Source organism: Rhodococcus sp. IEGM 1341, from assembly GCF_030056895.1.
Classification (GTDB): domain Bacteria; phylum Actinomycetota; class Actinomycetes; order Mycobacteriales; family Mycobacteriaceae; genus Rhodococcoides.
Genome location: NZ_JASHKV010000003.1, coordinates 206,140 through 228,226 on the forward strand (window position 1 = coordinate 206,140; position 22,087 = coordinate 228,226).

A 22,087-nucleotide genomic window follows, 5' to 3' on the forward strand; every position below is an offset into this window, starting at 1 on the left:
GTGCGGAGGTCGAGCGCGCAGCGGTGAACGAGGTGGCACCTTCAGGAAACGTCGGCCTCCGAGTGGGACCGAACGGCACGGGGCACCTGATCGGCAAGCGAATCGAGAGAGATGTTCAGCGCGCCGCACAACGCGGCGACGGTGAAGAACGCCGGCGTCGGAATTCGGCCGGTCTCGATCTTGCGCAGAGTTTCGACCGAGATGCCTGCTGTATCGGCGACGTCGGTCATGGTTCGGCCACCGCGGGCATGACGGAGAGCAGAGCCGAGCCTGGCACCGCGGGCGAGTTCGCCGGGGGTGAGGGGAACACGGACCATGACACCGATAGTAATACCGGTCGTCGCGAACCCCGGAGCTGAGAACGGGCGACGTATCTGGGATATGGATGGGTCATCCGACGGTGGGGGAGGGGAGGGCCATCGGATCCTCCGACGATGAGCAGCCGGCCGTGCTGCCTCGGAGGGTGATGCGAAGTGTTCCAGCCCGGATCGTGTTCGGGGACAACAAAAAGGGCGACACCGTTGCCGGTGTCGCCCTTTTCGAGACTCTGTCAGATGTCAGCGTTCTCTGTCGTTGTCGCTTCGACCCGAAGCGATGGCAGTGTCCTCATCCGAATGGAGTCCATGGCCGTTGCCGTTCGAGTGGCCGTTGCCATTGGAGTGGCCGTTGCCGTTCGAGTGCCCGTTGCCATTGGCATGGCCGTTGCCGTTGCCGTTCGAGTGGCCGTTGCCGTGGATGCCCGCCTGGTAGTTGCGGAGCATCGTCAGCTGCTCGTGTTCACCCTTGTGAAGGGCATCTTCGAGAGCCTTGCTCTGTGCCACCGGATCCGGACTGAACAGCGATCCCGAGCCGGGCTTTCCGGCCGAGCCGAGCTTGTTCATCTTCTTCGGAACGGCTGCGCCCTGGTAATCGAGGGGAATCGGGTGTCCGTGATCGTCGACCGGTCCGAGCGGCTGGTGGATTTCCACGTACTGGCCGTGCGGGAGTCGCTTGATGATTCCGGTTTCGATGCCGTGCTCGAGAACTGCCCGATCGCTGCGCTGCAGTCCGATGCAGAATCGGTATGCGATGAAGTAGGCGAGCGGAGGCATGGTGAGAATTCCGATACGACCGATCCACGTCATCGCGTTGAGCGAGATGTCGAACTTGTAGGCGATGAGGTCGTTGATGCACGAGAGCGTGAGGATCACGTAGAACGTGAGGGCCATCGCGCCGATCGCAGTACGCACCGGAACGTCACGGGGACGCTGCAGCAGGTTGTGATGCGCAGTGTCTCCGGTGAGACGCTTCTCGATCCACGGGTACGCGATCATCACGGTGAAGACGAGACCCATGATCACTGCCACCCAGAACACTGCCGGGATGGTGTAGCGCCCGGCGATGTATATCTCCCAGGCAGGCCACAGTCGTGCCATGCCGTCGGTCCACATCAGGTAGAAGTCGGGCTGCACGCCTGCCGACACTTGCGACGGGTTGTACGGTCCGAGATTCCAGATCGGGTTGATCTGGATGAGTCCGCCCATTGCTGCCAGCACACCGAAGGTGACGGCGAAGAAAGCACCGGACTTGACCGCGAAGACCGGAAGAATACGAACGCCGACGACGTTCTGCTCCGTGCGGCCGGGTCCGGGGAACTGCGTGTGCTTCTGGTACCAGACCAGGGCCAGGTGGGCTGCGATCAGCGCCAGGATGATGGCCGGTAGAAGAAGAACGTGCGCGACGTACAGGCGCGGAATGATGATCGTGCCGGGGAAGTCACCGTCGAAGATGAGCCAGTGCATCCACGTACCGATGATCGGGATGCTCATCGTGATACCACCGAGAGCGGCGCGGAGGCCGGTGCCGGAGAGCAGATCGTCGGGGAGCGAGTAGCCGAAGAAACCCTCGAACATTGCGAGGATGAGCAGCAAGCAGCCGATGACCCAGTTGGCCTCACGCGGGCGACGGAATGCACCGGTGAAGAAGATGCGCATCATGTGCACGATGATCGACGCGGCGAACATCAGGGCCGCCCAGTGGTGAATCTGCCGCATGAACAGACCGCCACGAACCTCGAACGTGATGTCGAGAGCGGTTGCGTATGCCCTGGACATCGTCACACCGTTGAGGGGGGTGTACGCACCTTCGTACACGACCTCGCTGAGCGACGGATCGAAGAACAGGGTGAGGAACACACCCGAGATCAGCAGGATGACGAAGCTGTACAGCGCGATCTCACCGAGCAGGAACGACCAGTGCGTGGGGAAGACCTTGTTGATCTGGCGACGCAATCCCGGCGCCAGGTGGTAACGACTGTCTACGCCGTCGGCCTGCTTGGCGGCGAGGGTTTGCAATGTACTCATGAGTCACGCTCCGGACGACGTTCCCAGAAGGCGGGCCCCAGCGCTTCGGTGAAATCTCCCGAAGCGACGAGGAATCCCTCTTCGTTGACAGTGATGGGAAGTTGGGGCAGCGCACGCGCAGCCGGTCCGAAGATCGGCTTGCCGTACTCGAGCGCGTTGAACTGCGACTGGTGGCAAGGGCACAGAATTCGGTTGGTCTGCTGCTCGTACAACGATGTCGGGCAACCCAGGTGCGTACAGATCTTCGAGTAGGCGAAGTAATCGCCGTAGTTGAAGCTTTCCTGACCCTTGCGCTTGACGACCGTGCTGGCGTCGTCCGAGCGAAGGCGGATGAGCATGACCGAGTTACGAACTCCACGCAGCGAGACGAGCAGATCGTGCTCGCTTTCGCGGTCCGCTTCACGGAACGGGAATACGGTCTCCATGGCACCAGCGTCCAAGTCCTCGGGCCGAACGAGAACGACATCTTCCGGTCGCCCGGTGTCTCGTCGGAGGTAGATGGTCTCTCCATCGTAGCGAGGAGTCCACCCGGATACCCACAACGGCGAATCTTCGCCCTTGGCCCAGGGATTCTTGATCAATCCACCGAGGGGGAGCAGTGCCATGACGCCGAGCGCGCCACCACCGAAGACCAGCGATCGCTTGATCACCTTGCGACGCCCGATGGTCGACGTGTCGAGCGAATCGCCCAGCTCAGCCACGAGAGTCTTGCGGTCGATCTCGGACGAGCCGCCGTCGTGACGGTCCTGGATGGAGACCTCTTCGGGGATGAACTTCTTGGTGAACTGCACCGCGCCGATACCCACCGCGAGGATCGCCAGGCCCATCGTGCCGCCGATGAGCGGGGTGTACAGCGAGTAGGCCAGGTAGTTCTCTTCGCCGATACCGGAGTACTGCCACGGCCAGAACAGGTAAATGCCGATGAATGCGACAGCGGCGAGGCCGGCAATCGCGAACCAGATCGCGACGCTGCGCTCGGCACGCTTCTCGGCGCGGGTGCCTTCCACAGCCCAACGGTTGCGGCGGAAAGCGACATCGACACCGTCGAGGTTGGTGCCGAGCTCGACCAGTTCGTCGCGGCTCATCGCGGCGAGTTCCTCGTCGGTGTACTTCTTGTCCGCGTTCACGCCGTCGGGACCGGGCGCATCCTTGCGTCCGGATTCGTCGTCGTTGCCCGCGTCCTTACGGCCGGAATCGCCGTCGGTCATGATCTAGCTCCGATCCACAAAGTTGCTCCGACGACGGCGATGATGCCGACCGTCCAGATAGCGATCATCTCGGTACCGGGACCGAAACTTCCGATGCTCCAACCGCCTGCGGGAAGCGTTTCCTGGGCCGACTTGACGTACGCGATGATGTCGGACTTCTCCTCGATCGTCAGCTGACGATCGGAGAACTTCGGCATGTTCTGCGGGCCGGTGACCATCGCGGTGTAGATCTCCTGCTCGTTGGCAGGGCCGAGGGACGGTGCGAACTTGCCCGAGGACAGAGCGCCACCTTCACCGGTGAAGTTGTGGCAGGAAGCGCAGTTGAGTCGGAACAGTTCACTGCCGCGTCCGATGTCGCCACCGCGCAGAGACTCCTGAGCGATCTCACCGTTCTCGTCGCGGATGACCGTCGGTCCGCCGCCGTTGGCGTTGATGAAGGCACCGAGGGCGTCGATCTGCTTGTCGTTGAACTTCGGCGGCTTGCGCATCGCTTGGGCCTCGTTGCGAACAGCGGGCATACGACCGCTCGACACCTGGAAGTACACGGCTGCTTCGCCGACGCCGATGAGGCTCGGTCCGCGATCCTGAACACCCTGCAGGTTGGCACCGTGGCACGTGACGCAGGACGTGTCGTAGAGCTGCTTGCCCTCGCGGATCAGCGCTGCCGAATCGGTATCGGCAGTCGCGACCTGAGGAGCCGGCGTCAGAGCCGAGGCGAGGAAGCCTGCGCTCAGGAGGCCCATCATCAGAACGAGAGCACCGGTGATGCGTCGGCGCGTCCTACGCTGCCGTCTCGTCTTGGAGGCGGCGTTGTCGTCGGATGCTGCTGGGGGAGATGTACTCATCTTCTATCCCTTGTCGTGTCGGGACGGACCGAACGTCGGGGGCTGATTCCGTTCGCTCGTTATCTTTGGTGTGCTGACTGTCACTAGCGGATGAAGTAGATCGTTGCGAAGAGGGCAATCCAGACGATGTCGACGAAGTGCCAGTAGTACGAAACGACGATGGCCGCGGTGGCCTGCGCGGGCGTGAACTTACTGACCAGCGTTCTGGTGATCAGGAAGACGAAGGCGATGAGTCCGCCGATGACGTGCAATCCGTGGAAACCGGTCGTGATGTAGAAGACCGAGCCGTACACGCTGCTCGAGAGCGTCGTGCCCTCGTGCACCATGTGGTAGTACTCGTACGCCTGGCCGGCCACGAAGAACGCGCCCATCACCAGAGTGATGATGTACCAGCGGCGCAGTCCGAAGACGTCACCTCGCTCGGCGGCGAACACACCCAGCTGGCAGGTGAACGACGATGCGATCAGCACCGCGGTCACCGGCACAGCGAGAGCGAGGTTCAGCTCCGTCGGCTCCGGCGGCCAGATTCCATTCGCCTGGGCGCGTGCGACGAAGTACATCGCAAACAGCCCGGCGAAGAACATGAGTTCACTAGACAGCCACACGATCGTGCCGACGCTGACCATATTGGGACGGTTCAGCGAGTGCACGCGTTGGGTGATTGCCGATCCTTGAGTCCCTACAGCGCTCGTCACAAAGAGAAGTATGACCCGTCGTAGTACGGAAGGCATATCCGGGTCCGCTCTTGGCGCGTCGTGTCGGAACGAATCCGCGTACGTCCTTGTTCCCGTGCTGGTCAGAGCCTCTGTACGGGCCGGTAGGGTCCAGTCGTGCAAGGCTGGCCTCATGGCAAAGCGCACCGAAGGTGGATGGTTTCGGAGACTGTTCTCGCGATCGACGGCCGAACGTCTGGACCCCACTCGCGAGGACCTCGTGACAGTGGCGAGTTGCTTCGACGATGCACAGGCATGCTCGGCCGTGCTCGACGAAGCAGCGAGGACCCGACCGCTGTGGACGGAATCGGCGGAGGTGGTGCTGCGGCATCATCTCGTGTTGCCCTCCGACCAAGTCGAGGACGCAGCAGCGGTTGCGGCTCAGGACGACTACGAAGTGGGGCCGGCCGCCGAACTGCCGGAGAGCACCGGCTACCGCCCTCGGGTGGAAGACGGCGTACCGCTGGTTCTGCAACGTGTTCAGGTACTCGACGCTCTGCACTGCTCGCAGGAGCGTTCTCGCATGGCCGGCCTCGCTCAGCGTCGAGGGGGAGCAGTACTGGGGTGGGACGCACTGCAGCCCGCGCAGCCCGACGCGGCGTCTGGCTAAGCTTCCACCGCACCGAGTGCATCGACGGCAGAAGGGCACGGCAGAACCACCATGACCGCAGCGATCAGCGACGAACAGCCGCGAACCTGGCGTCGAATCCTCGGCGCGTTGACGAACCACACCGACCTGTCCAGCGCCGACACCGGCTGGGTCATGGACGAGATCATGGCCGACAACGCGACAGCCGCGCAGATCGCAGCCTTCGGCGTAGCGCTGAAGATGAAAGGTCCGACGCCGGCGGAGGTCAACGGACTCGCCGAATCGATGCTGGCGCACGCAGTGCTGGTGCACACCGACACCGACGCCGTCGACGTCGTGGGGACCGGAGGAGACGGAGCGGACACCGTCAACATCTCCACCATGGCAGCCGTCGTCGTCGCTGCCAGCGGGATCCGAGTCGTCAAGCACGGCAACCGCGCGGCGTCGTCGAAGAGCGGCACGACCGACGTCCTCGAAGCATTGGGGGTCCGAGTGACCCTCGGGGCCGACGCAGTCGCGTCGAGCGTCGAGCAGGTCGGCATCGGCTTCTGCTTCGCACCGATCCACCACCCCGCACTGCGCTTCGCTGCCGCACCGCGCAAGGAAATCGGAATCCCCACGGTCTTCAACGTGCTGGGGCCACTGACGAACCCCGGGCGCCCACGCGCAGGCCTGATCGGCTGTGCGTTCGAGAACCTGGTCCCCGTCGTCGCCGACGTGTTCGCAGCCCGGGGCAGCTCGGTGCTCGTGGTCCGCGGTGACGACGGACTGGACGAGATCACCCTGTCCACCACCACGACAGTGCACGTGGTGTCCGATGGTTCGGTGACCGTCGAGACGATCGACCCGCTCGACTACGGCATCTCCCGAGCGCCCATAGAAGCTCTCAGAGGTGGAGACGCCGAATTCAATGCAGCAGTGGCGCACCGAGTGTTCGCCGGTGAACAGGGTCCCGTCCGCGACGCCGTACTGCTCAATGCCGCCGCAGCCATGGCAGCGCACCACGGCGTGTCCGACGACCTCCACGCCCGAATCGAAGCCGGATTGGCCACTGCCGCAAAAACAATCGATTCCGGTGCAGCAGCACGGCTACTCGCCGACTGGGGTCGATGCACCACCGAACTCGCCGGCTGACGAAGAGCGCGGCTACTCGCCTATCGAGAACCCGGCTTCGACATCGGCACTCGAATAGGACTGGAACGCAATGTGAGTGGTGGTGCTGCGCACCCCCCGCACACGATTGATGTGCTTGGTGATGACCTCTGCGATCGACGCATGATCACGAACTTTCACGATGGCGATCAGATCGACATCGCCAGCACACGAATAGACCTCCGACACACCGTCGACATCGGCAACGGCCTGCGCCGCCTCCGGAATCAAGTCGGCCTCGGCGTCGATCAAGACGATGGCATTGATCATGTGCGCTCCTCAAGCATCTCGAGCTCGGTGTCCGACGCGAGCTACCCCCAGACCCTAGTTGCTGCCGTACCCCGACAGTCGTCCCGCAGGCTCCACTCCTGCCCAGAACGGTCGTTCCGCAGGCTCCACTCCTGCCCTCGCGGCTTCTCTCGCCGTCCGACACCACGACTCCCACGAACCCGCCGACCGTGCCGGGCTGCAGTACCCACTGCTCGTGCGCACGATCCGGACTCCGTCCGTGCGCAGCCAGGCCGCAATGAGTCCGACTTCCTCCGGGGGCGCGCCGCGAAGCGGGGTCGTATCGGGCACCACCGTTTCGGCCGACGCGGTGATGGCATCGACGACGGGCATCGGATGCACTCCCCGCGGCGCGACGGCAGCGCCGGCCAGCCGGCCGAAGCGCACCACGATCAACTCCCACCCGCCGTCGGCCGTGCGCCTCGCCGCAACCAGTTCGGCAATGGCGGCCACTGCTGCCGATCGGTGCATCCGGCGCAGTGCGTCGACGGTGATCGCGATTCGGTCGCGCAGACGGGCAGCCGTCTCGTACAGCTCCTTGTCTGCTAGCTCGGCGACGCGGCGGCGCATGGAGTACAGAACGGCGTCGTCCTGGCCACACACGAGCGCGAGAAACTGCGTCGGGGCATCGGAGTACTCGTCGGCCGTCAACGGGCCGGACAGTGCCGCAGGGCAGCCTCCGACGTCGGTCGCCGGGCACTGGTCACCGTGCCGAACCGAGCGGGCCAGACGGCGAGTGCACGTACGCAGGCGGCAGAATTCCGCGACGAGCGCCGCGGCCTCTGCGGCGTCACCGCGAACCGAGAACGGTCCGAGGCTGTTCGGTGCCGGGGTGCGGACGATCGACAGGCGAGGGAACGCCTCGTCGGTCAGGGTGATCCACCACCCCTTCCTGGGGAACTTCGAGCGGCGGTTGTACGGCGGGATGTGCGCCGAGAGCAGACGTAGCTCGCGGACTCCGGCTTCGAGCGCGTGTGCACACTCGACGTGGTCGACGCGGGTGGCCAGTGCGACCATCTCCTTCATCCGGCCTCGGGTCTCCGAGCCGGTGAAGTAGTTGCGCACGCGTCGTTTGAGGTTGTTGGACGTACCGACGTACAGCACCTCGTCGGACGGGCCGCGGAACAGATAGACGCCGGGCGTGCCGGGAAGATGGGCGGCCAGCCCGCGTTTGGCGCGCTGGCCGGCCGACACCGCGGGTAGGTAGTCGACCAACTCGGCGTAGCTGTGGACACCCTGATTGCCCACGCGTTCGATGAGGCCGTGCAGAACGTCGACCGTGGCCCTGGCGTCGTCGAGCGCACGGTGGGTAGGCCTTGTGCCCGATCGGAACAGAGTCGACAGCGCGGAGAGCTTCACCGACGGAGCCTCGTCGCGCGTCAGAACTCGGCGAGCCAGCTTGACCGTGCACAGCACCTGGAACCGTGGCCACGCGATGTCGAGACGGCTGGCGGCGGCCTTGAGGAATCCGGTGTCGAAGCCGGCGTTGTGCGCTACCAGCACCGAACCTCTCGCAAACTCGAGGAAACCGGGCAGAACCCGTTCGATGCGCGGCGCACCGATGAGCATCGCCGATGTGATGCCGGTCAGTTCCACGATGTACGGCGGAATGGACCTGCCCGGGTCGATCAACGTGGCGAACTCGCCGAGAATCTCGCCGCCTCGAACCTTGACTGCCCCGATTTCGGTGATGGCCTCGGTGTCCGCACTACCGCCGGTGGTCTCGAGGTCGACGACGACGAACGTCGTCTCGTGCAGCGGGGTGTCGAGTTCGTCGAACGTCAGCTGGATGGGCAGGCTCACCGGGACGACGTTAGGGCCGACCTCCGACAAGAACGCTCATCGCGCCGTCGAACGTCGTCGTGTCACGGAACCTGTCGGTGCCCGTCGCTATCTTTCGCTGAGTCGGCCGATTCGGCCGCCGGAAACCGTAAAGAGACAAGGATCACAATGATCATCGATTGCAGTGACTGCCTGGTCCGTGACATCGCCTGCGCGGACTGCGTCGTGACGGTGCTTCTGGGGGCTCCGGGGATGCCGTCCGGATCGGACGGACGGCGGGTCGGTCCGCCGTCTCGTATCACTCTCGAGCAGGAGGAACTCGGTGCCATGGGGGTGCTCGCCGATGTCGGTCTCGTGCCCACTCTCAAGCTCGTGGTGAACGACGACGACATCGCCGAGGTTCCTTTGTTATCGACTCGTGACACACCGGGGGATCAGCGCGCCGGCTAGTGAGAATCGAGCCGAATTCGCTCGCCTCGGCGAGTTGGGGTCGACACGGGGGTATGCCATTTCGTAACCTTCCTGAGACCTTGCGGAGTCTCGCCAGTCCAAACCGGAGTGGCGTCGCAAGTCACCGCCTAATCGTTCACTCGCGAGAGTGTTCGTACCGGGAACCCGATATCTACTGGGGTGAATCCCGCTGAGCCACCACACGGTGGCCGGTGGGTAGGGCTGCTCTTCCCAGCCCGAACCCGTCAGCTAACTCGGTCGGCGGACGATAGGAAGAAACGGAGCACCATCTTTCGTGGCGTCACAACTTTCCAACCGAACATTGCGGCGAGTCCTCGTAGCCGGAGCGCTCACGGCAGGCGTGGTCGTTCTTCCCGCTGCACCCGCAATGGCGGCCCCCCTCACCATTCCCGGCGTCGGAACCTTCGAGATTCCTGACATCCCGGGCCTTCCTCCCCTCAATCTTCCGGGTGTGCCAGCGCCGGGTGCGCCGTTGGCGCCGCAGGTCACCCCGGCTGCGAAGGCCGTTCAGGCCGCAGAATCCAAGATCGGAGCACCGTACGTGTACGGCGCTTCGGGTCCGGATTCGTTCGACTGCTCGGGCCTCGTTCAGTGGGCGTACAAGCAGGCCGGCGTCAGCTTGCCCCGTACGAGCTACGACCAGGCGGCCGCAGGCACTCCGGTCTCGCGCGACAGCCTCGCCCCCGGCGACGTCGTCTCGTTCTACGACGGCTCGCACTCGGGCATCTACGTCGGCAACGGCAACGTCGTGCACGCATCCACGTCCGGCGTGCCGGTCAAGGTTGCCCCGCTCGACTCGATGCCGTTCGACGGTGCTCGCCGTTACTGACTCGAGCGATCGACGTTCGTTGTGAACCGACCGACAGGGTCGAGCCGTTCATCGGCTCGACCCTGTCGGCGTATCCGGACACGGACTGCGCGACACGCCGGTTCGGTGGACAGGGCAGGATCCAGTTCGTAATCTGATCGAGACCTGGTCGATGTTTATTTTGTGACCTGTCACCTCGAACCCCCGTCGATTTCGGACCGTGTTCACGTCCGCGCCCGTAAGAGCATGGGTATGGTTCGTTTTCGGTCTACTTTTCCAACCGTTGCCTCGGTCGAGGCAACATCTGTGAGGACGGAGAGTCGCTTTCCGTGGCGATATCGAGATCTACCCGAGCGTTGCGTACGGCCCGAAACTCGGTGGTTGCGGTTGCGCTGACCGCATGCATCGCCGTGGTGCCGACGACGACGGCGACCGCGCAACCGGGATTCGGTTCGGCATCCGACGCGCAGACCGAACTCGCCGAGCTCTCTCGCCAGTCCGAGCAGACCACCGAATCTCTGCACGATGCTCAGATCGATCTCGACGCGAAGAACCAGCAGCAACTCGACGCTCAGGCCCTCGTCGACCAGAGCCGTGCCGCCGTGGACGCAGCGCAGGCGCAGTTGGAGCAGCTCAAACCGGCCATGGACAAGGTCGCCAACGTCAACTATCAGGGCGCGCGGACCAACCGACTGTTCGCCGTCATGGTCAGCGACTCACCACAGCAGTTGCTCGACCAGATGTCGGCGCTGGACGTGATCTCGGCGGAGACCGCCGACCAGGTCGCCCGATTCAAGCAGGCCAGCTCGGATGCAGAGACGGCCGAGCAGGCCGCGACGACGGCCGCCGAACAGGCACGCGTCGCCGCAGAGCAGGCCAAGGCCGTCAGCGACGATCTGCAGGCCAAGCAGAGTGAGCTGCAGGGACAGATAGCCGAGGTCATGGCCGCCTACAGTGCGCTCTCGTCCTCGGAGCAACTGTCTCTGGCCGGTTCGACCCTGCCCGACGGGTTCGACCCGTCCTCGATTCTGCAGAACCTGACGCCGGGATCTGGTGCCAGCGCGCTGCAGGCCGGCCTGACGCAGATCGGCAAGCCGTACGTCTGGGGCGCAACCGGTCCGGATGGCTTCGACTGCTCCGGGTTGGTCGTGTGGGCGTACAAGCAGGTGGGCAAGACGCTGCCGCGATCGAGTCAGGCGCAGGCGGCGGGCGGAACTCCGGTGGATCAGAAGGATCTGCAGCCGGGTGACGTCGTCCTGTTCTATCCGGACATCTCACACGTCGGAATCTATGCCGGAAACGGCAACGTGCTGCATGCCTCCACATTCGGTGTGCCCGTGAAGGTGCAGTCGATGGCATCGTTCCCGTACTACGGGGCGCGTCGATACTGAGGTCATGTCTCGACGATCGACGAGTGGCGGCATGAGCACCTCGAACCGACCATCCGGGTTGCACGTCCTCCTCCGATCGTCATGGCGGCGTTGGCTGGTCGTCGTGGTCGTCGTGGTGGTGGCCGTCTCGGTCGTTCTGATTCACCGATTCGACGGTTCGTCCGCGGCAGGGACCGCCGAGGTCACCGTCGGCCAGGACCCGCCGACCTACGATCAGCAGCGCCGCGCCGATGTGACCGTCCTCCTCGACCAGTGGGCGCGCGCGGTTCGTTCCGGTGATCTCGACGCACTGCGCGATGTGATGGATCCGCAGGCCGACCCGGGCTTCGTCGAAGCGCAGCTGCGCCGGGCAGCAGTGGTACCCGGCGTCCCCTTCGCAGAATTCGGCTACGACCTGGGCGACGAGCCCGAGACCCCGGTGCCGCCGCCGATAGCCGCGGCGCTCGATTCCACCGATGTCTGGGCACCCTCGGTCTATCTGCGGTACGCGGTCACCGGCCCGGACGCATCGCCGACGCGTCGGCCGGTCTCACTCGTCGTCGCCGAGCGGGACGGTCGATGGCGGTTGGTCGACGACGCGGATCTGACCGAGTATCGACGCCACACCTGGCGTGGGCCGTGGGACTTCGGCCCTCTCACCGTGCGCTCGGTGGCCACTGCAGCCGGGACATCTGTGGTCATGGGTCATCCGGACCGCGATCGGTTCGTGGAGAACCTTGCGGCCGAACTTCCGTCGGCAATCGCGGCCGTGACCGACTTCTGGGGAGACGACTGGGCGCGCGACGGGCTGGTTTTCGTCGCATCCTCGGCGGAGGAGTTCGCCGAACTGACGGGGTCCGATCCGTCCACCGACGTGGCTGCGGTGACGGTGTCCGACGCGGTGGCGGCCGACGGCTCCCGTCCGACGGGTCAGCGGGTGGTGTTCGGTCCCGACGCCGCGTCGAGGTTGACGCCGTTCACCGTGCGCTCGGTTCTGCGGCACGAGTTGACGCATGTGGCGGCGAGGGCGCGGACGTCCGACGATACGGAGCTGTGGGTGTCGGAGGGGTTCGCCGACTATTCCGGGTATCGAGGGTCCGGTGCCGAGTTCGCGCAACTCGCACCCACTCTCGCGGCGATCGTGGCGGCGGGTGGGCCGCCGACGGTGCTGCCGAAGAACGAGGACTTCGGTGCCGGTGGTGTTCGGTCGAGTGTGGCCTACGAATCGGCCTGGTCGGTGTTCGCATTCGTGGCCGATCGCTTCGGGGAGTCGACCCTGCGTTCGCTGTACGAAGCGCTCGCGTCCGAGAGCCCCACCGATTCGGCATTCGAGTCGGTGCTGGGACTCGACCGGGCACAGTTCGTGTCCTCATGGGGTGACTGGGTGGCTCGCCAGGCCCGCTGAGACGGGGCGCTACGGTTGACGCCATGCGTCGTACCCTGCTCGTGACGAACGACTTTCCTCCTCGCCCGGGTGGTATTCAGTCCTACTTGCACAGCTTCGCCTCGCAGCTGCCGGCCGACGAGCTGGTGGTCTACGCCCCCCGCTGGCGCGGCGACTCGCACGAGAAGTTCGATGCCAGGCAGCCTTTCGAGGTGATCCGGCATCCGACGACCCTGATGTTGCCGACTCCGCTCGTCGCGCGTCGTGCGGCTCGAATCCTGAAGTCCCGAGGCTGCGATTCGGTGTGGTTCGGTGCGTCGGCTCCGTTGGCAGTGATGTCGTCGTACCTGCGCAAGGCCGGGGCCGATCGCATCGTGGCGAGCACACACGGTCACGAGGTCGGATGGTCGATGGTGCCGGGCGGGCGGGCGACCCTGCGCACGATCGGCGAGAACACCGATGTGGTGACCTACGTCAGCAAGTACACCCGGGGGCGATTCAGCTCGGCGTTCGGGCGGACCGCCGCCCTCGAACATCTGCCGCCCGGAGTCGATACCGATCGCTTCGTGCCCGACGACGCAGCGCGCGCGGAACTTCGTGCCCGCTACGGCCTCGGTGATCGCCCCACCGTTCTGTGCCTGTCCCGGCTGGTTCCGCGCAAGGGTCAGGACGTCCTGATCCGGGCGCTCCCGGGGATCCGCCGGGCCGTCGACGGAGCGGTTCTGGTGATCGTCGGCGGCGGGCCGTACGAGAAGACTCTGCGCGAGCTCGTCCGATCCACCGGCATGGAGCAACACGTGGTGTTCACCGGCACCGTGCCGTCGGCGGAGCTCGCCGCCCACCACACGATCGCCGACGTGTTCGCGATGCCGAGCCGAACCCGAGGTGCCGGTCTCGATGTCGAAGGTCTCGGCATCGTCTACCTCGAGGCGTCTTCCTGCGGTGTACCCGTAGTCGCGGGCATGTCCGGGGGTGCGCCGGAAGCGGTGCAGCACAACAAGACCGGCCTCGTCGTCGACGGCACGTCCGTCTCGGACACCACCGACGCGATCGTGCGAATCCTGTCCGATCGCGCGCTGGCGACGCAGATGGGCAACGCCGGCCGCCACTGGGTGGACGCGGAATGGCGCTGGGACGTGCTGACCGAGAAACTGCGTTCGTTGATCTAGGCAGTACGGCTCAACGGGAGTAGATCGACTCGATCTCGTCGGCGTACGACTTGGTGATGACGTTGCGCTTGAGCTTCATCGTGGGAGTGAGCTCGCCGTTCTCCTCCGAGAAGTCGTGGGGGAGAAGTCGATACTTCTTGATGGACTCCGCATGCGAGACGGACTTGTTCGCGTCGGCGACGGCGGCGTCGATCTCCGCGACGAGTTCGGGGTCCGTCTGCAGATCCGCCGCGGTGGCGTCGGCTGCCTTGCCGTGTGCGGATTTCCAGCGATCGAACGCATCCGGATCGAGGGTGATGAGCGCGCCGATGAAGGGCTTCTGATCGCCCACGACGACGGCCTGGCTGATCAGTGCACCCGCCCGCAGGTGGTCTTCCAACCCGGCGGGTGAGACGTTCTTGCCGCCTGCGGTGACGATCAGTTCTTTCTTGCGACCCGAGATCGTGATGTAGCCGTCGTCGTCCACGGAACCGAGATCGCCGGTGCGGAACCAGCCGTCGTCCAGCGACTCGGCGGTCGCGGTCTCGTTGCGCCAGTAGCCGTCGAACACGACCGGTCCGCGGAGTTGGATCTCTCCGTCCTCGGCGATGCGCACGGTGTTGCCGGGCAGTGGACGCCCGACGCTGCCCACGCGTTGGAATCCGATGGTGTTGACCGCGAACGCCGCCGTGGTTTCGGTCAGTCCGTAGCCCTCGTAGATCGTCACGCCGATGCCCCGGTAGAAGTGGCCGAGTCGGGAACCGAGGGGCGCTCCGCCGGAGATCGCGAGTTCACACTTGCCGCCGAGCGCTGCTCGCAGTTTGCCGTACACCAACTTGTCGAACACGGTGTGTTTGGCGCGCAACACGATTCCCGGACCGCCCGTATCCTGCGCTTCACTCCACGCCACTGCGCATTCGGTGGCGAGGTCGAAGATCTTTCCCTTGCCGTCGGCGTGCGCCTTCTGCTTGGCGGTGTTGAAGACCTTCTCGAACACTCGCGGAACCGACAGGATGAAGTCCGGTTGGAACGTGCCGAATGTCGCGACGAGATTGGGGATGTCGCTGGTGTGGCCGATGGTGACCCCGGCGTCGAACGACGCGATCGACACTGCACGTGCCAGGACGTGCGCGAGCGGCAGGAACATCAGCGTGCTGCGGCCCTGTGTCATCAGCGATTTCAGCGACGTCTCACGAATCCCGAGTGACTCGGCGAGCAAATTCGCGTGGGTCAGCTGGACGCCCTTGGGGCGACCGGTGGTTCCCGAGGTGTAGATCAGGGTTGCCGGGTCGGACGAGACGAGTGTCGAAACCCGTTGGTGCACATCGTCTTCGGTGACTTCGGCACCACCGTCGAGCAGTGCCTGCACAGCGTCGGTGCCCGCCGAGTTCGCGATGACGAACGTCTGTCGGACCGACGGGGCTGCTGCCACAACGGACTTCGTCTCCTGCACATGCGCGTCGTTCTCGAGAATCAGTAGGACCGGCTCGGCGTCTTCGAGGATCCACTCGACCTGACCGGCCGAGGACGTCTCGTAGATCGGTACCGTCACACCGCCCGCGGCCCAGATCGCGTAGTCCACGACCGACCACTCGAATCGCGTCGACGACATCAGTGCGACCCGATCGCCCTGCTCGATGCCTGCGGCGATCAGACCCCGTGCCACCCCCACCACCAGGCGCTCGAACTCGGCGGCGGTGACGTCGACCCATTGTCCGTCCACTGTGCGTCGGAACACCACCGCGTCCGGCGAGGTGCGGGCGCGAGCGAAGACGGTATCGACAGCCGAGTCGGTGTCCGCGATGGCGTATTTGGCGGCGACGGTGAACTCGCGCACGGGATTACCTCCGGATAGAACTTGGGGAGAACGAAAGTCGATAGCTCGGCTTCACAGATACTCTAGACCCGGGCTCCCGGCGTCGAAATACGCCTCGACGCGCACGGCCCCCGACCCGGTGTGTGAAGCTCTGTCGATGAGCAGTATTCAAGTTGCGGATCAGACATTCGTGGCCGCCCCCGGCGTGCGGGTGGCGCAGGCGTTCGCGTCGCCTGCACGGTGGCGTCGATGGTGGCCGGATCTGAACCTGACGATCACCGAGGACCGGGGTGAGAAGGGGATCCGCTGGGCAGTGCGCGGCGGTGTGGTCGGAACGATGGAACTGTGGCTCGAGCCCGCGCTTGACGGGGTGATCGTCCATTACTTCCTGCACGCCGAACCCGCCGCGGGCGCCGACGTGGCAGCGCACCGACACGCCCGGCGGGTGGCCGGACGTGCGATGACGTTCGAGCTCAAGCGAGAGCTCGAGGCCGGTCGGTCTGCAGGTGAAGCACCCCACCACGTAGCGTCGACTTCAGCTCGCGAATGAACCGCGCGGTACGGTCGGCCGGTTCGCATTGTGCGTCGGCGGATCGATCGTGTGAGATAGGCCTGCGCGAGTTCTGCGGCACCGAAGCGAACCGAGCTGATCGAAGTACCCGAGAGGAAGCGGACCAGTAGTCATGGCGGAGAAAACCCAGAGGTCGATCGTCGTCGAAGCTCCATCGAGCCGGGTCATGGACGTCATCGCCGATTTCGACGCGTACCCCACGTGGGTGTCGGCCGCGAAGTCCGTCGAGGTCCTCGAGGTCGGTGCGGACGGCCGCGGCAAGCGGGTCAAGTTCGTGCTCGACGCCGGGATGGTGAAAGACACCTACGAGCTCGAGTACGACTGGGCAGCCGACGGCAATTCGGTCTCCTGGAACCTCGTATCGGGCGAAATGCAGAAGTCGCAGAACGGCTCGTACACGTTGAAGGAGACCGGCAGCGGCACCGACGTGACGTACGAGCTCACCGTGGATCTGAACATTCCGATGATCGGTCTGTTCAAGCGCAAGGCAGAAAAGGTCATCACCGACACTGCACTCAAGGAATTGAAGAAGCGGGTCGAAGGCTGAGCGAAGCTCGCACCGAAGCCCGCACCACGGTGTTGCTGTTCCTCGGCAAAGGTGGTGCGGGTAAGACGACGCTGGCGGCTGCGTCGGGGCTACGACTCGCCCAGGCCGGTGAACGGGTTCTGATCGCGTCCGTCGACCAGGCTCACTCGCTCGCCGATGCATTCGCGGGGGACGCCGAGGTCGAGGATTCGTCCGGTGTTCGTTCGATCGCACCCGGCCTCGACATCTTCGAGATCGATACGTTGAGGCTGCTCGAAGCTCGGTACCGGGGATTGGGCTCACTGTTGGCCGTGGCGTCCGCGGGACACGAGCACGGGGTGAGCTTCGGGGCGATCGAACCGGAGGAGTTGCTCGGTCTCCCCGGAGTCGAAGAGCTGCTCGGCATGCACGAGATCAGCCGTCTTGCCGACGAGAATCGCTGGGACACAGTGATAGTCGACCTTCCCGCATCGGCGGATGCCTTACGTACCCTGCAGTTGCCCGACACCGTCGCCGCATACGTCGAGCGGATCTGGCCTCTGCATGCTCGGATGGTTGCCGGCACCGGTTCCGATGTGCGGCTCACTCTCGTGGTGGCGATGATCGAGCGAATCCTCGCCCAGATCGACTCCGTCCGGTCTCTGATCACCGACGCCGACCGTACCGGGGCGACCGTGGTCGTCACCGCCGAACAGCTCTCGATCGTCGACGCGGAACGAACTCTGTCGGCAGCTGCTCTGCTCGGAATCCGAATCGATCGTGTGCTGGTCAACAGAATCCTGCCGAAGCTCAACGCATCGTCGGTCGGTCTGGTGGGCGCTCATCCAGCCGTGTTCTGGTTCGAGAGGTGGCGGGCGGCGCAGCTCGACGCGGTCGCCGAGCTGCGCCGACGCATCGGTACCGTGCCGATCGTGGAGGTGGAGCAGGCTCCAGGTGAACCGGTAGGGTTGGGGCCCTTGCAAGATGTGGCCGATCGCCTCGAACCGGACTCCCTCGAACGGCGCGCGCCGGGCTGGGGTGAGCGGCCTTCGGTCGTGCTCGAGTCGGGTGGCGGACTCGAATCCGTGTACGCGATGAGAATGTTGCTGCCGGTGGTGGATTCGACGACCTTGGGCCTGGGGCGAGTGGAGGACGACTTGATAGTGAGTGCCGACGGGAGGCGACGGCGCATCAGATTGGCGTCGGTGCTGCGTCGGTGCGTGGCCGACTCCGCCGAACTCGACGGACCGTGCCTGGTGGTGCGTTTTCGTCCGAACCCCGACGTGTGGCCGCTGTGACTCCGCCAACCCCGACGGCCGGGGTGTCGCGATGACCTCGGACCACTCCGAGCTTGGGGCGGACCTGCTGGCCCTGGCCGAGACCGTGCTGACGCGACTCGAGCCGATCCTGCGTCGCGTCGCCGAGACGCAGCAGGATCGTGACCGCCAGGGATGCAGTTGGTGTCCGGTTTGCGCTCTCGCGGCACTGGTGCGCGGGGAGCGCCACGATCTCGTCGAGCTCGTGGCCTCCGAGAGCGCCGTGGTGATCGCGCTGTTGCGTCAGTTGCTGGCCGATCACACGACCTCCGGGGCGACGCACTCCGCAGCGCAGGCTCCGCCGACCTCGCCGCCACCGGGGACTGCGCCCGAGCCCGGGTCCGGTAGTGCCGGTGTCCCCTCGGACCCCGCGGAGGTCGCGGACGTGTCGATCGACACGAAACTTCAGGGCGATCGTCCCGCTTCGTTCGTTCCGATTACCGTTCGAGTGAAGAATTCGCGTTCGGACGAGCAGGAGCGTCCGTGATCGGAGCGACTCGGGTGCAGCCCGCGCGGGGGACGGGCGAGGAAGGCATGAACGAATGAAGCGCCACCACCAGCGACTGACGGTAGGAATCGACGTGGGCGGGACGAGCCTGCGCGCGTCCGTCGTCGACGAGGACGGGCAAGTCCTCGATTCGACGGCCGCTCCCACTCCGCACACTGCGCGTGCGCTCGAACGCGGTCTCGATCGGGCCGTGCAGGAGCTGGCCGGGCGACACGACATCGCGGCCGTCGGGCTCGCCGTCGCCGGGTTCATCGACTCCGATCGCACGACGGTTCTCTTCGCCCCACATCTGCCGTGGGTGAACACCCCTGTGGCGACCGAGATGAGCATGCGCATCGGTCTGCCGGTGTTGCTCGAGCACGACGCCAATTCTGCGGCGTGGGCCGAGTATCGCTTCGGTGCGGCGTCCGGGGGGCGCAACGTGGTGATGGTGGCCATCGGCACCGGAATCGGCGCGGCCCTGTTGATCGACGGCAGGATCTATCGGGGTAGCCACGGTGTCGCTCCGGAACTCGGTCACATCCAGGTCGTGCCGGACGGCCGTGCGTGCCCCTGCGGCAAGCGCGGTTGTTGGGAGCGGTACTGCAGCGGCACCGCTCTGGTGGACACCGCAGTCGAGTTGCTGGCGGCGGACCCGGCGTCCTCGACGACGCTGGCACGTGAGGTGTTCCTCGACCCGGGTTCGTTGACCGGCCGCCGAATCGCCAGTGCCGCGCACGAGGGTGACTCGATCGCCCGCCGCACGATGGAGGACTTCGCGCAGTGGCTCGGCGTCGGGCTCTCGATGGTCAGCGACGTGTACGACCCCGATCTGATCGTGCTGGCCGGTGGAGTGGCGACGTCGTCGAGTCAGTTCCTCGCTCGCGCGACCGACAAGTACGCGGAGCTGGTGACCGGTGCGGGGCATCGCCCCCTGGCGCGTATTCGCAGTACTCAACTCGGTGAGGCAGCAGGCATGATCGGGGCCGCGGAGTTGGCCCGGGCGCAGTTCGTCACCGGCGTTCGCTGACGGTTCTTCGACTGCTTTCTGTGACCTCGGTCCTGGTGTCGGCGATGATGTGGCTGGTGTCATAAACCGTGGGTACAGTTCACTACGCGGCACGGTTCGAGGACGCACGGCCGCAGTCGATTCGCTTCAGGGCGAGGCGGCACCAAACGATTTCCCGACCATCATCAGGGAGCATGTCAATGTGGTACTGGCTGGTTAAGTACATTTTCGTCGGCCCCCTTCTCATCGCCCTGGGTCGGCCCACGATCGAGGGTGCGGAGAACATCCCGACGGAGGGGCCGGTCATTCTGGCCAGCAACCACAAGGCCGTTCTCGATTCCTTCTACCTTCCGCTCAAGACGCCTCGACGCATCACCTTCCTCGCCAAGAGCGAGTACTTCACCGGACCGGGACTCAAGGGCAAGTTCCAGAAATGGTTCTTCACCGCCGTCGGGCAGGTGCCGATCGATCGCACCGGAGCCGACGCGGCACAGGACGCACTCAACGCAGGCGTGCGTGTGATCGAAGCAGGCAAGGTTCTCGGTATCTACCCCGAGGGCACTCGGTCACCCGACGCGCGGTTGTACAAGGGCAAGACCGGGATGGCGCGTCTGGCACTGCAGACCGGAGTTCAGGTGATTCCGGTCGCGATGATCGGTACCGAGAAGATGAACCCGATCGGTTCGCGCGTGTGGCGTCCGGCGAAGGTCACCATCCGGATCGGCAAGCCCATCGACTTCTCGCGCTTCGAGGGCATGGCAGGCAACCGTTTCGTCGAGCGTGCGGTGACCGACGAAGTAATGTACGACCTGATGTTGCTCTCCGGTCAGGAGTACGTGGACGTGTACGCCGCATCGCTGAAGAAGGCTGCACCCGAGGCGGAGTCGGCTCCGACCGCGCAGCGCATCCCGGATTCCAAGGCGAGCTGAATCTGCTCGGCCCGCTCCGTGATCAGACTGCGGAGCGGGTATCGACTGTCGTATCGGCCCGGTCGGTCCAGCCGATCGCGGCCACCGCGATGATCGACGCGAGCGCCCACCACACGTATCCCGAGGCCGCGAACTGATCCACGAGCGGCCAACCGAGTCCGCTCCAACGGCCCTCGCCGAGCTTCCAGTGCGGCGGGTAGACCATCAACGCCAGCCCAACGGCCACCAGAGTTGCCAACAGCGCACTGCGGCGTCGGTAGCCGAGGACGGCGAGCACCACGGTGAACGGGATGGCCCACACCCAGTGGTGTGACCAGGAGACCGGCGACACCAGCAGACCGAACATGGCGTTGATCGTCAGGGCGAGGGCAGTCTCGCCCGCGGCGAACGCCTTTCGCATCGCTATCGCCGCGATGGCAAGGACCACCACCGACAACGCGAGCCACAGGATCGACCGAGGCAGTTCGTCCAGCCCGAGCCGCGCGAGCACTCCGGTGATCGACTGGTTGGGCGGGTAGGCCGGACCGCCGATTCGGTCGGAATCGACGATCGTCTCGGTCCAGTACTTCACCGAGTCCGACCACGTCAGCGCGAAACCGACCGCGGTGAACACCGCAAAGCTCAGGACCGAAACCACAGCGGCTCGAAAGTCCTTGCGCAACAAGAAGAACAGTACGAACACCGCGGGGGTGAGCTTGACGGCAGCCACGAGTCCGATCAGCACACCTCGGGGCCACGGCGTCTTCTTCGGCAGGCAGTCCAGTGCAACGAACGCCATCAGCACGATGTTGATCTGCCCGTAGTTCAGCGTCGAGGTGACCGGCTCGAGAAGCAGCACGGCCACGGCGAAGACTGCTCCGGCAGACCACCACACGAGCGTGCGAGGACGCAGTCCGAGCGAGGTGAGGGTCACCACGACGGTCACCAGCAGGAGGAGCATGGACAGCACGGTGACCGCGATCGAGGCGGCGTACAGCGACACCGACGACAGCGGGCTGAAGATCGCCGCGGCGATCGGGGGATAGGTGAACGGCAGCGTCGTACCGGTCGCGATCGGCGGCAGTTGACCGTAGAGATCCCCGCCCTCGGCGAACACCTGACCGCCGAGTCGATACACGTCCAGATCGAGTCGGTAGTGCTCGCCGAGCTCACGCAACCCCGGAAAGCCGTTGAGATGGAACAGCACGCCGACGAGAGCACCGATCAGGACGAGAACCCTGCTCGACGCCACCGCCCAACTCGGCCACCGGCGTCGCGTCGGCGCCGCCGGCTCCGATGCTTCGGCGACCGGACGGTTGGTGTCGGGCGGAGTCACTGGCGTTGCCTTTCAGGGCTGTTCGGATCGGGGCTACCG

22 protein-coding genes and 1 riboswitch are annotated in these 22,087 nt (G+C 65.1%); of the genes, 13 read left to right on the plus strand and 9 right to left on the minus strand.

Going from position 1 to position 22,087, the window contains the following annotated elements:
- Window positions 1-41: 41 nt before the first annotated feature.
- The 5 genes from QM615_RS10410 to ctaE form a co-directional block, all read right to left on the minus strand.
- Window positions 42-317, minus strand: coding sequence for a helix-turn-helix domain-containing protein (locus QM615_RS10410; RefSeq protein WP_068052101.1), 276 nt, complete (start codon window positions 315-317; stop codon window positions 42-44).
- 240 nt (window positions 318-557) lie between these two features.
- On the minus strand, window positions 558-2,342 hold the full coding sequence (gene qcrB / locus QM615_RS10415; RefSeq protein WP_149406131.1) for a cytochrome bc1 complex cytochrome b subunit: 1,785 nt from the start codon (window positions 2,340-2,342) through the stop codon (window positions 558-560).
- Complete coding sequence (gene qcrA, locus QM615_RS10420; protein ID WP_262498370.1) at window positions 2,339-3,550, minus strand: cytochrome bc1 complex Rieske iron-sulfur subunit; 1,212 nt, start codon at window positions 3,548-3,550, stop codon at window positions 2,339-2,341. Before qcrA ends, qcrB begins: the two co-directional genes overlap by 4 nt.
- Complete coding sequence (qcrC, locus tag QM615_RS10425) at window positions 3,547-4,395, minus strand: cytochrome bc1 complex diheme cytochrome c subunit (protein ID WP_094640137.1); 849 nt, start codon at window positions 4,393-4,395, stop codon at window positions 3,547-3,549. Before qcrC ends, qcrA begins: the two co-directional genes overlap by 4 nt.
- Before the next feature lie 83 nt (window positions 4,396-4,478).
- The gene (ctaE, locus tag QM615_RS10430; RefSeq protein WP_037192869.1) at window positions 4,479-5,090 is read right to left on the minus strand and encodes an aa3-type cytochrome oxidase subunit III; all 612 of its coding nucleotides are present in this window, start codon (window positions 5,088-5,090) and stop codon (window positions 4,479-4,481) included.
- A gap of 151 nt (window positions 5,091-5,241) precedes the next feature.
- Here ctaE and QM615_RS10435 point away from each other — a divergent pair, with 151 nt between their 5' ends.
- Both QM615_RS10435 and trpD read left to right on the plus strand, forming a co-directional pair.
- Window positions 5,242-5,718, plus strand: coding sequence for a hypothetical protein (locus QM615_RS10435; RefSeq protein ID WP_149406130.1), 477 nt, complete (start codon window positions 5,242-5,244; stop codon window positions 5,716-5,718).
- Window positions 5,719-5,769: 51 nt separating this feature from the next.
- Window positions 5,770-6,831, plus strand: coding sequence for an anthranilate phosphoribosyltransferase (gene trpD / locus QM615_RS10440; protein ID WP_149406129.1), 1,062 nt, complete (start codon window positions 5,770-5,772; stop codon window positions 6,829-6,831).
- Between the two features lie 12 nt (window positions 6,832-6,843).
- On the opposite strand, the gene QM615_RS10445 is transcribed toward trpD, so the two are convergent.
- Window positions 6,844-7,119, minus strand: coding sequence for an Lrp/AsnC family transcriptional regulator (locus tag QM615_RS10445; RefSeq protein ID WP_068052089.1), 276 nt, complete (start codon window positions 7,117-7,119; stop codon window positions 6,844-6,846).
- Between the two features lie 54 nt (window positions 7,120-7,173).
- On the minus strand, window positions 7,174-8,940 hold the full coding sequence (locus tag QM615_RS10450; protein ID WP_149406128.1) for a DEDD exonuclease domain-containing protein: 1,767 nt from the start codon (window positions 8,938-8,940) through the stop codon (window positions 7,174-7,176).
- A gap of 147 nt (window positions 8,941-9,087) precedes the next feature.
- Between QM615_RS10450 and QM615_RS10455 the strand changes: the two genes are divergently transcribed.
- The 5 genes from QM615_RS10455 (at window position 9,088) to QM615_RS10475 (ending at window position 14,121) form a co-directional block, all read left to right on the plus strand.
- Window positions 9,088-9,369: a hypothetical protein gene (locus tag QM615_RS10455; RefSeq protein WP_068052086.1), complete on the plus strand. Its 282-nt coding sequence runs from the start codon at window positions 9,088-9,090 to the stop codon at window positions 9,367-9,369.
- Between the two features lie 115 nt (window positions 9,370-9,484).
- Window positions 9,485-9,648, plus strand: a riboswitch (cyclic di-AMP (ydaO/yuaA leader).
- Between the two features lie 16 nt (window positions 9,649-9,664).
- Window positions 9,665-10,219: a C40 family peptidase gene (locus tag QM615_RS10460; RefSeq protein ID WP_068052083.1), complete on the plus strand. Its 555-nt coding sequence runs from the start codon at window positions 9,665-9,667 to the stop codon at window positions 10,217-10,219.
- Window positions 10,220-10,527: 308 nt separating this feature from the next.
- Window positions 10,528-11,589, plus strand: a complete 1,062-nt coding sequence (locus QM615_RS10465) for a C40 family peptidase (RefSeq protein WP_410482239.1) — start codon at window positions 10,528-10,530, stop codon at window positions 11,587-11,589.
- A 31-nt stretch (window positions 11,590-11,620) separates the two neighbouring features.
- Window positions 11,621-12,973, plus strand: a complete 1,353-nt coding sequence (locus QM615_RS10470; RefSeq protein WP_188078658.1) for a hypothetical protein — start codon at window positions 11,621-11,623, stop codon at window positions 12,971-12,973.
- A gap of 23 nt (window positions 12,974-12,996) precedes the next feature.
- Complete coding sequence (locus QM615_RS10475) at window positions 12,997-14,121, plus strand: glycosyltransferase family 4 protein (protein WP_149406127.1); 1,125 nt, start codon at window positions 12,997-12,999, stop codon at window positions 14,119-14,121.
- A 10-nt stretch (window positions 14,122-14,131) separates the two neighbouring features.
- Here the strand turns inward: QM615_RS10475 and QM615_RS10480 are convergent, their stop codons facing one another.
- Window positions 14,132-15,937, minus strand: a complete 1,806-nt coding sequence (locus tag QM615_RS10480) for an AMP-dependent synthetase/ligase (protein ID WP_149406126.1) — start codon at window positions 15,935-15,937, stop codon at window positions 14,132-14,134.
- 136 nt (window positions 15,938-16,073) lie between these two features.
- On the opposite strand from QM615_RS10480, the gene QM615_RS10485 reads away from it, so the two are divergent.
- The 6 genes from QM615_RS10485 to QM615_RS10510 all read left to right on the plus strand — a co-directional run bounded on the left by QM615_RS10485 (window position 16,074) and on the right by QM615_RS10510 (window position 20,733).
- On the plus strand, window positions 16,074-16,466 hold the full coding sequence (locus tag QM615_RS10485) for a polyketide cyclase / dehydrase and lipid transport (RefSeq protein ID WP_149406125.1): 393 nt from the start codon (window positions 16,074-16,076) through the stop codon (window positions 16,464-16,466).
- Window positions 16,467-16,599: 133 nt separating this feature from the next.
- Complete coding sequence (locus QM615_RS10490) at window positions 16,600-17,034, plus strand: SRPBCC family protein (protein ID WP_068052039.1); 435 nt, start codon at window positions 16,600-16,602, stop codon at window positions 17,032-17,034.
- Window positions 17,035-17,063: 29 nt separating this feature from the next.
- Window positions 17,064-18,290: an ArsA family ATPase gene (locus QM615_RS10495; protein ID WP_149406124.1), complete on the plus strand. Its 1,227-nt coding sequence runs from the start codon at window positions 17,064-17,066 to the stop codon at window positions 18,288-18,290.
- Between the two features lie 31 nt (window positions 18,291-18,321).
- On the plus strand, window positions 18,322-18,795 hold the full coding sequence (locus tag QM615_RS10500) for a hypothetical protein (protein ID WP_094669861.1): 474 nt from the start codon (window positions 18,322-18,324) through the stop codon (window positions 18,793-18,795).
- Between the two features lie 55 nt (window positions 18,796-18,850).
- Window positions 18,851-19,825, plus strand: a complete 975-nt coding sequence (locus tag QM615_RS10505) for an ROK family protein (protein WP_037192841.1) — start codon at window positions 18,851-18,853, stop codon at window positions 19,823-19,825.
- Between the two features lie 179 nt (window positions 19,826-20,004).
- Window positions 20,005-20,733 carry a lysophospholipid acyltransferase family protein gene (locus QM615_RS10510; protein WP_149406353.1) on the plus strand — a complete coding sequence of 243 codons (729 nt, stop codon included), beginning with the start codon at window positions 20,005-20,007 and terminating at the stop codon, window positions 20,731-20,733.
- A 22-nt stretch (window positions 20,734-20,755) separates the two neighbouring features.
- On the opposite strand, the gene QM615_RS10515 is transcribed toward QM615_RS10510, so the two are convergent.
- Window positions 20,756-22,048: a glycosyltransferase 87 family protein gene (locus QM615_RS10515; protein WP_149406123.1), complete on the minus strand. Its 1,293-nt coding sequence runs from the start codon at window positions 22,046-22,048 to the stop codon at window positions 20,756-20,758.
- Window positions 22,049-22,087: the final 39 nt, after the last annotated feature.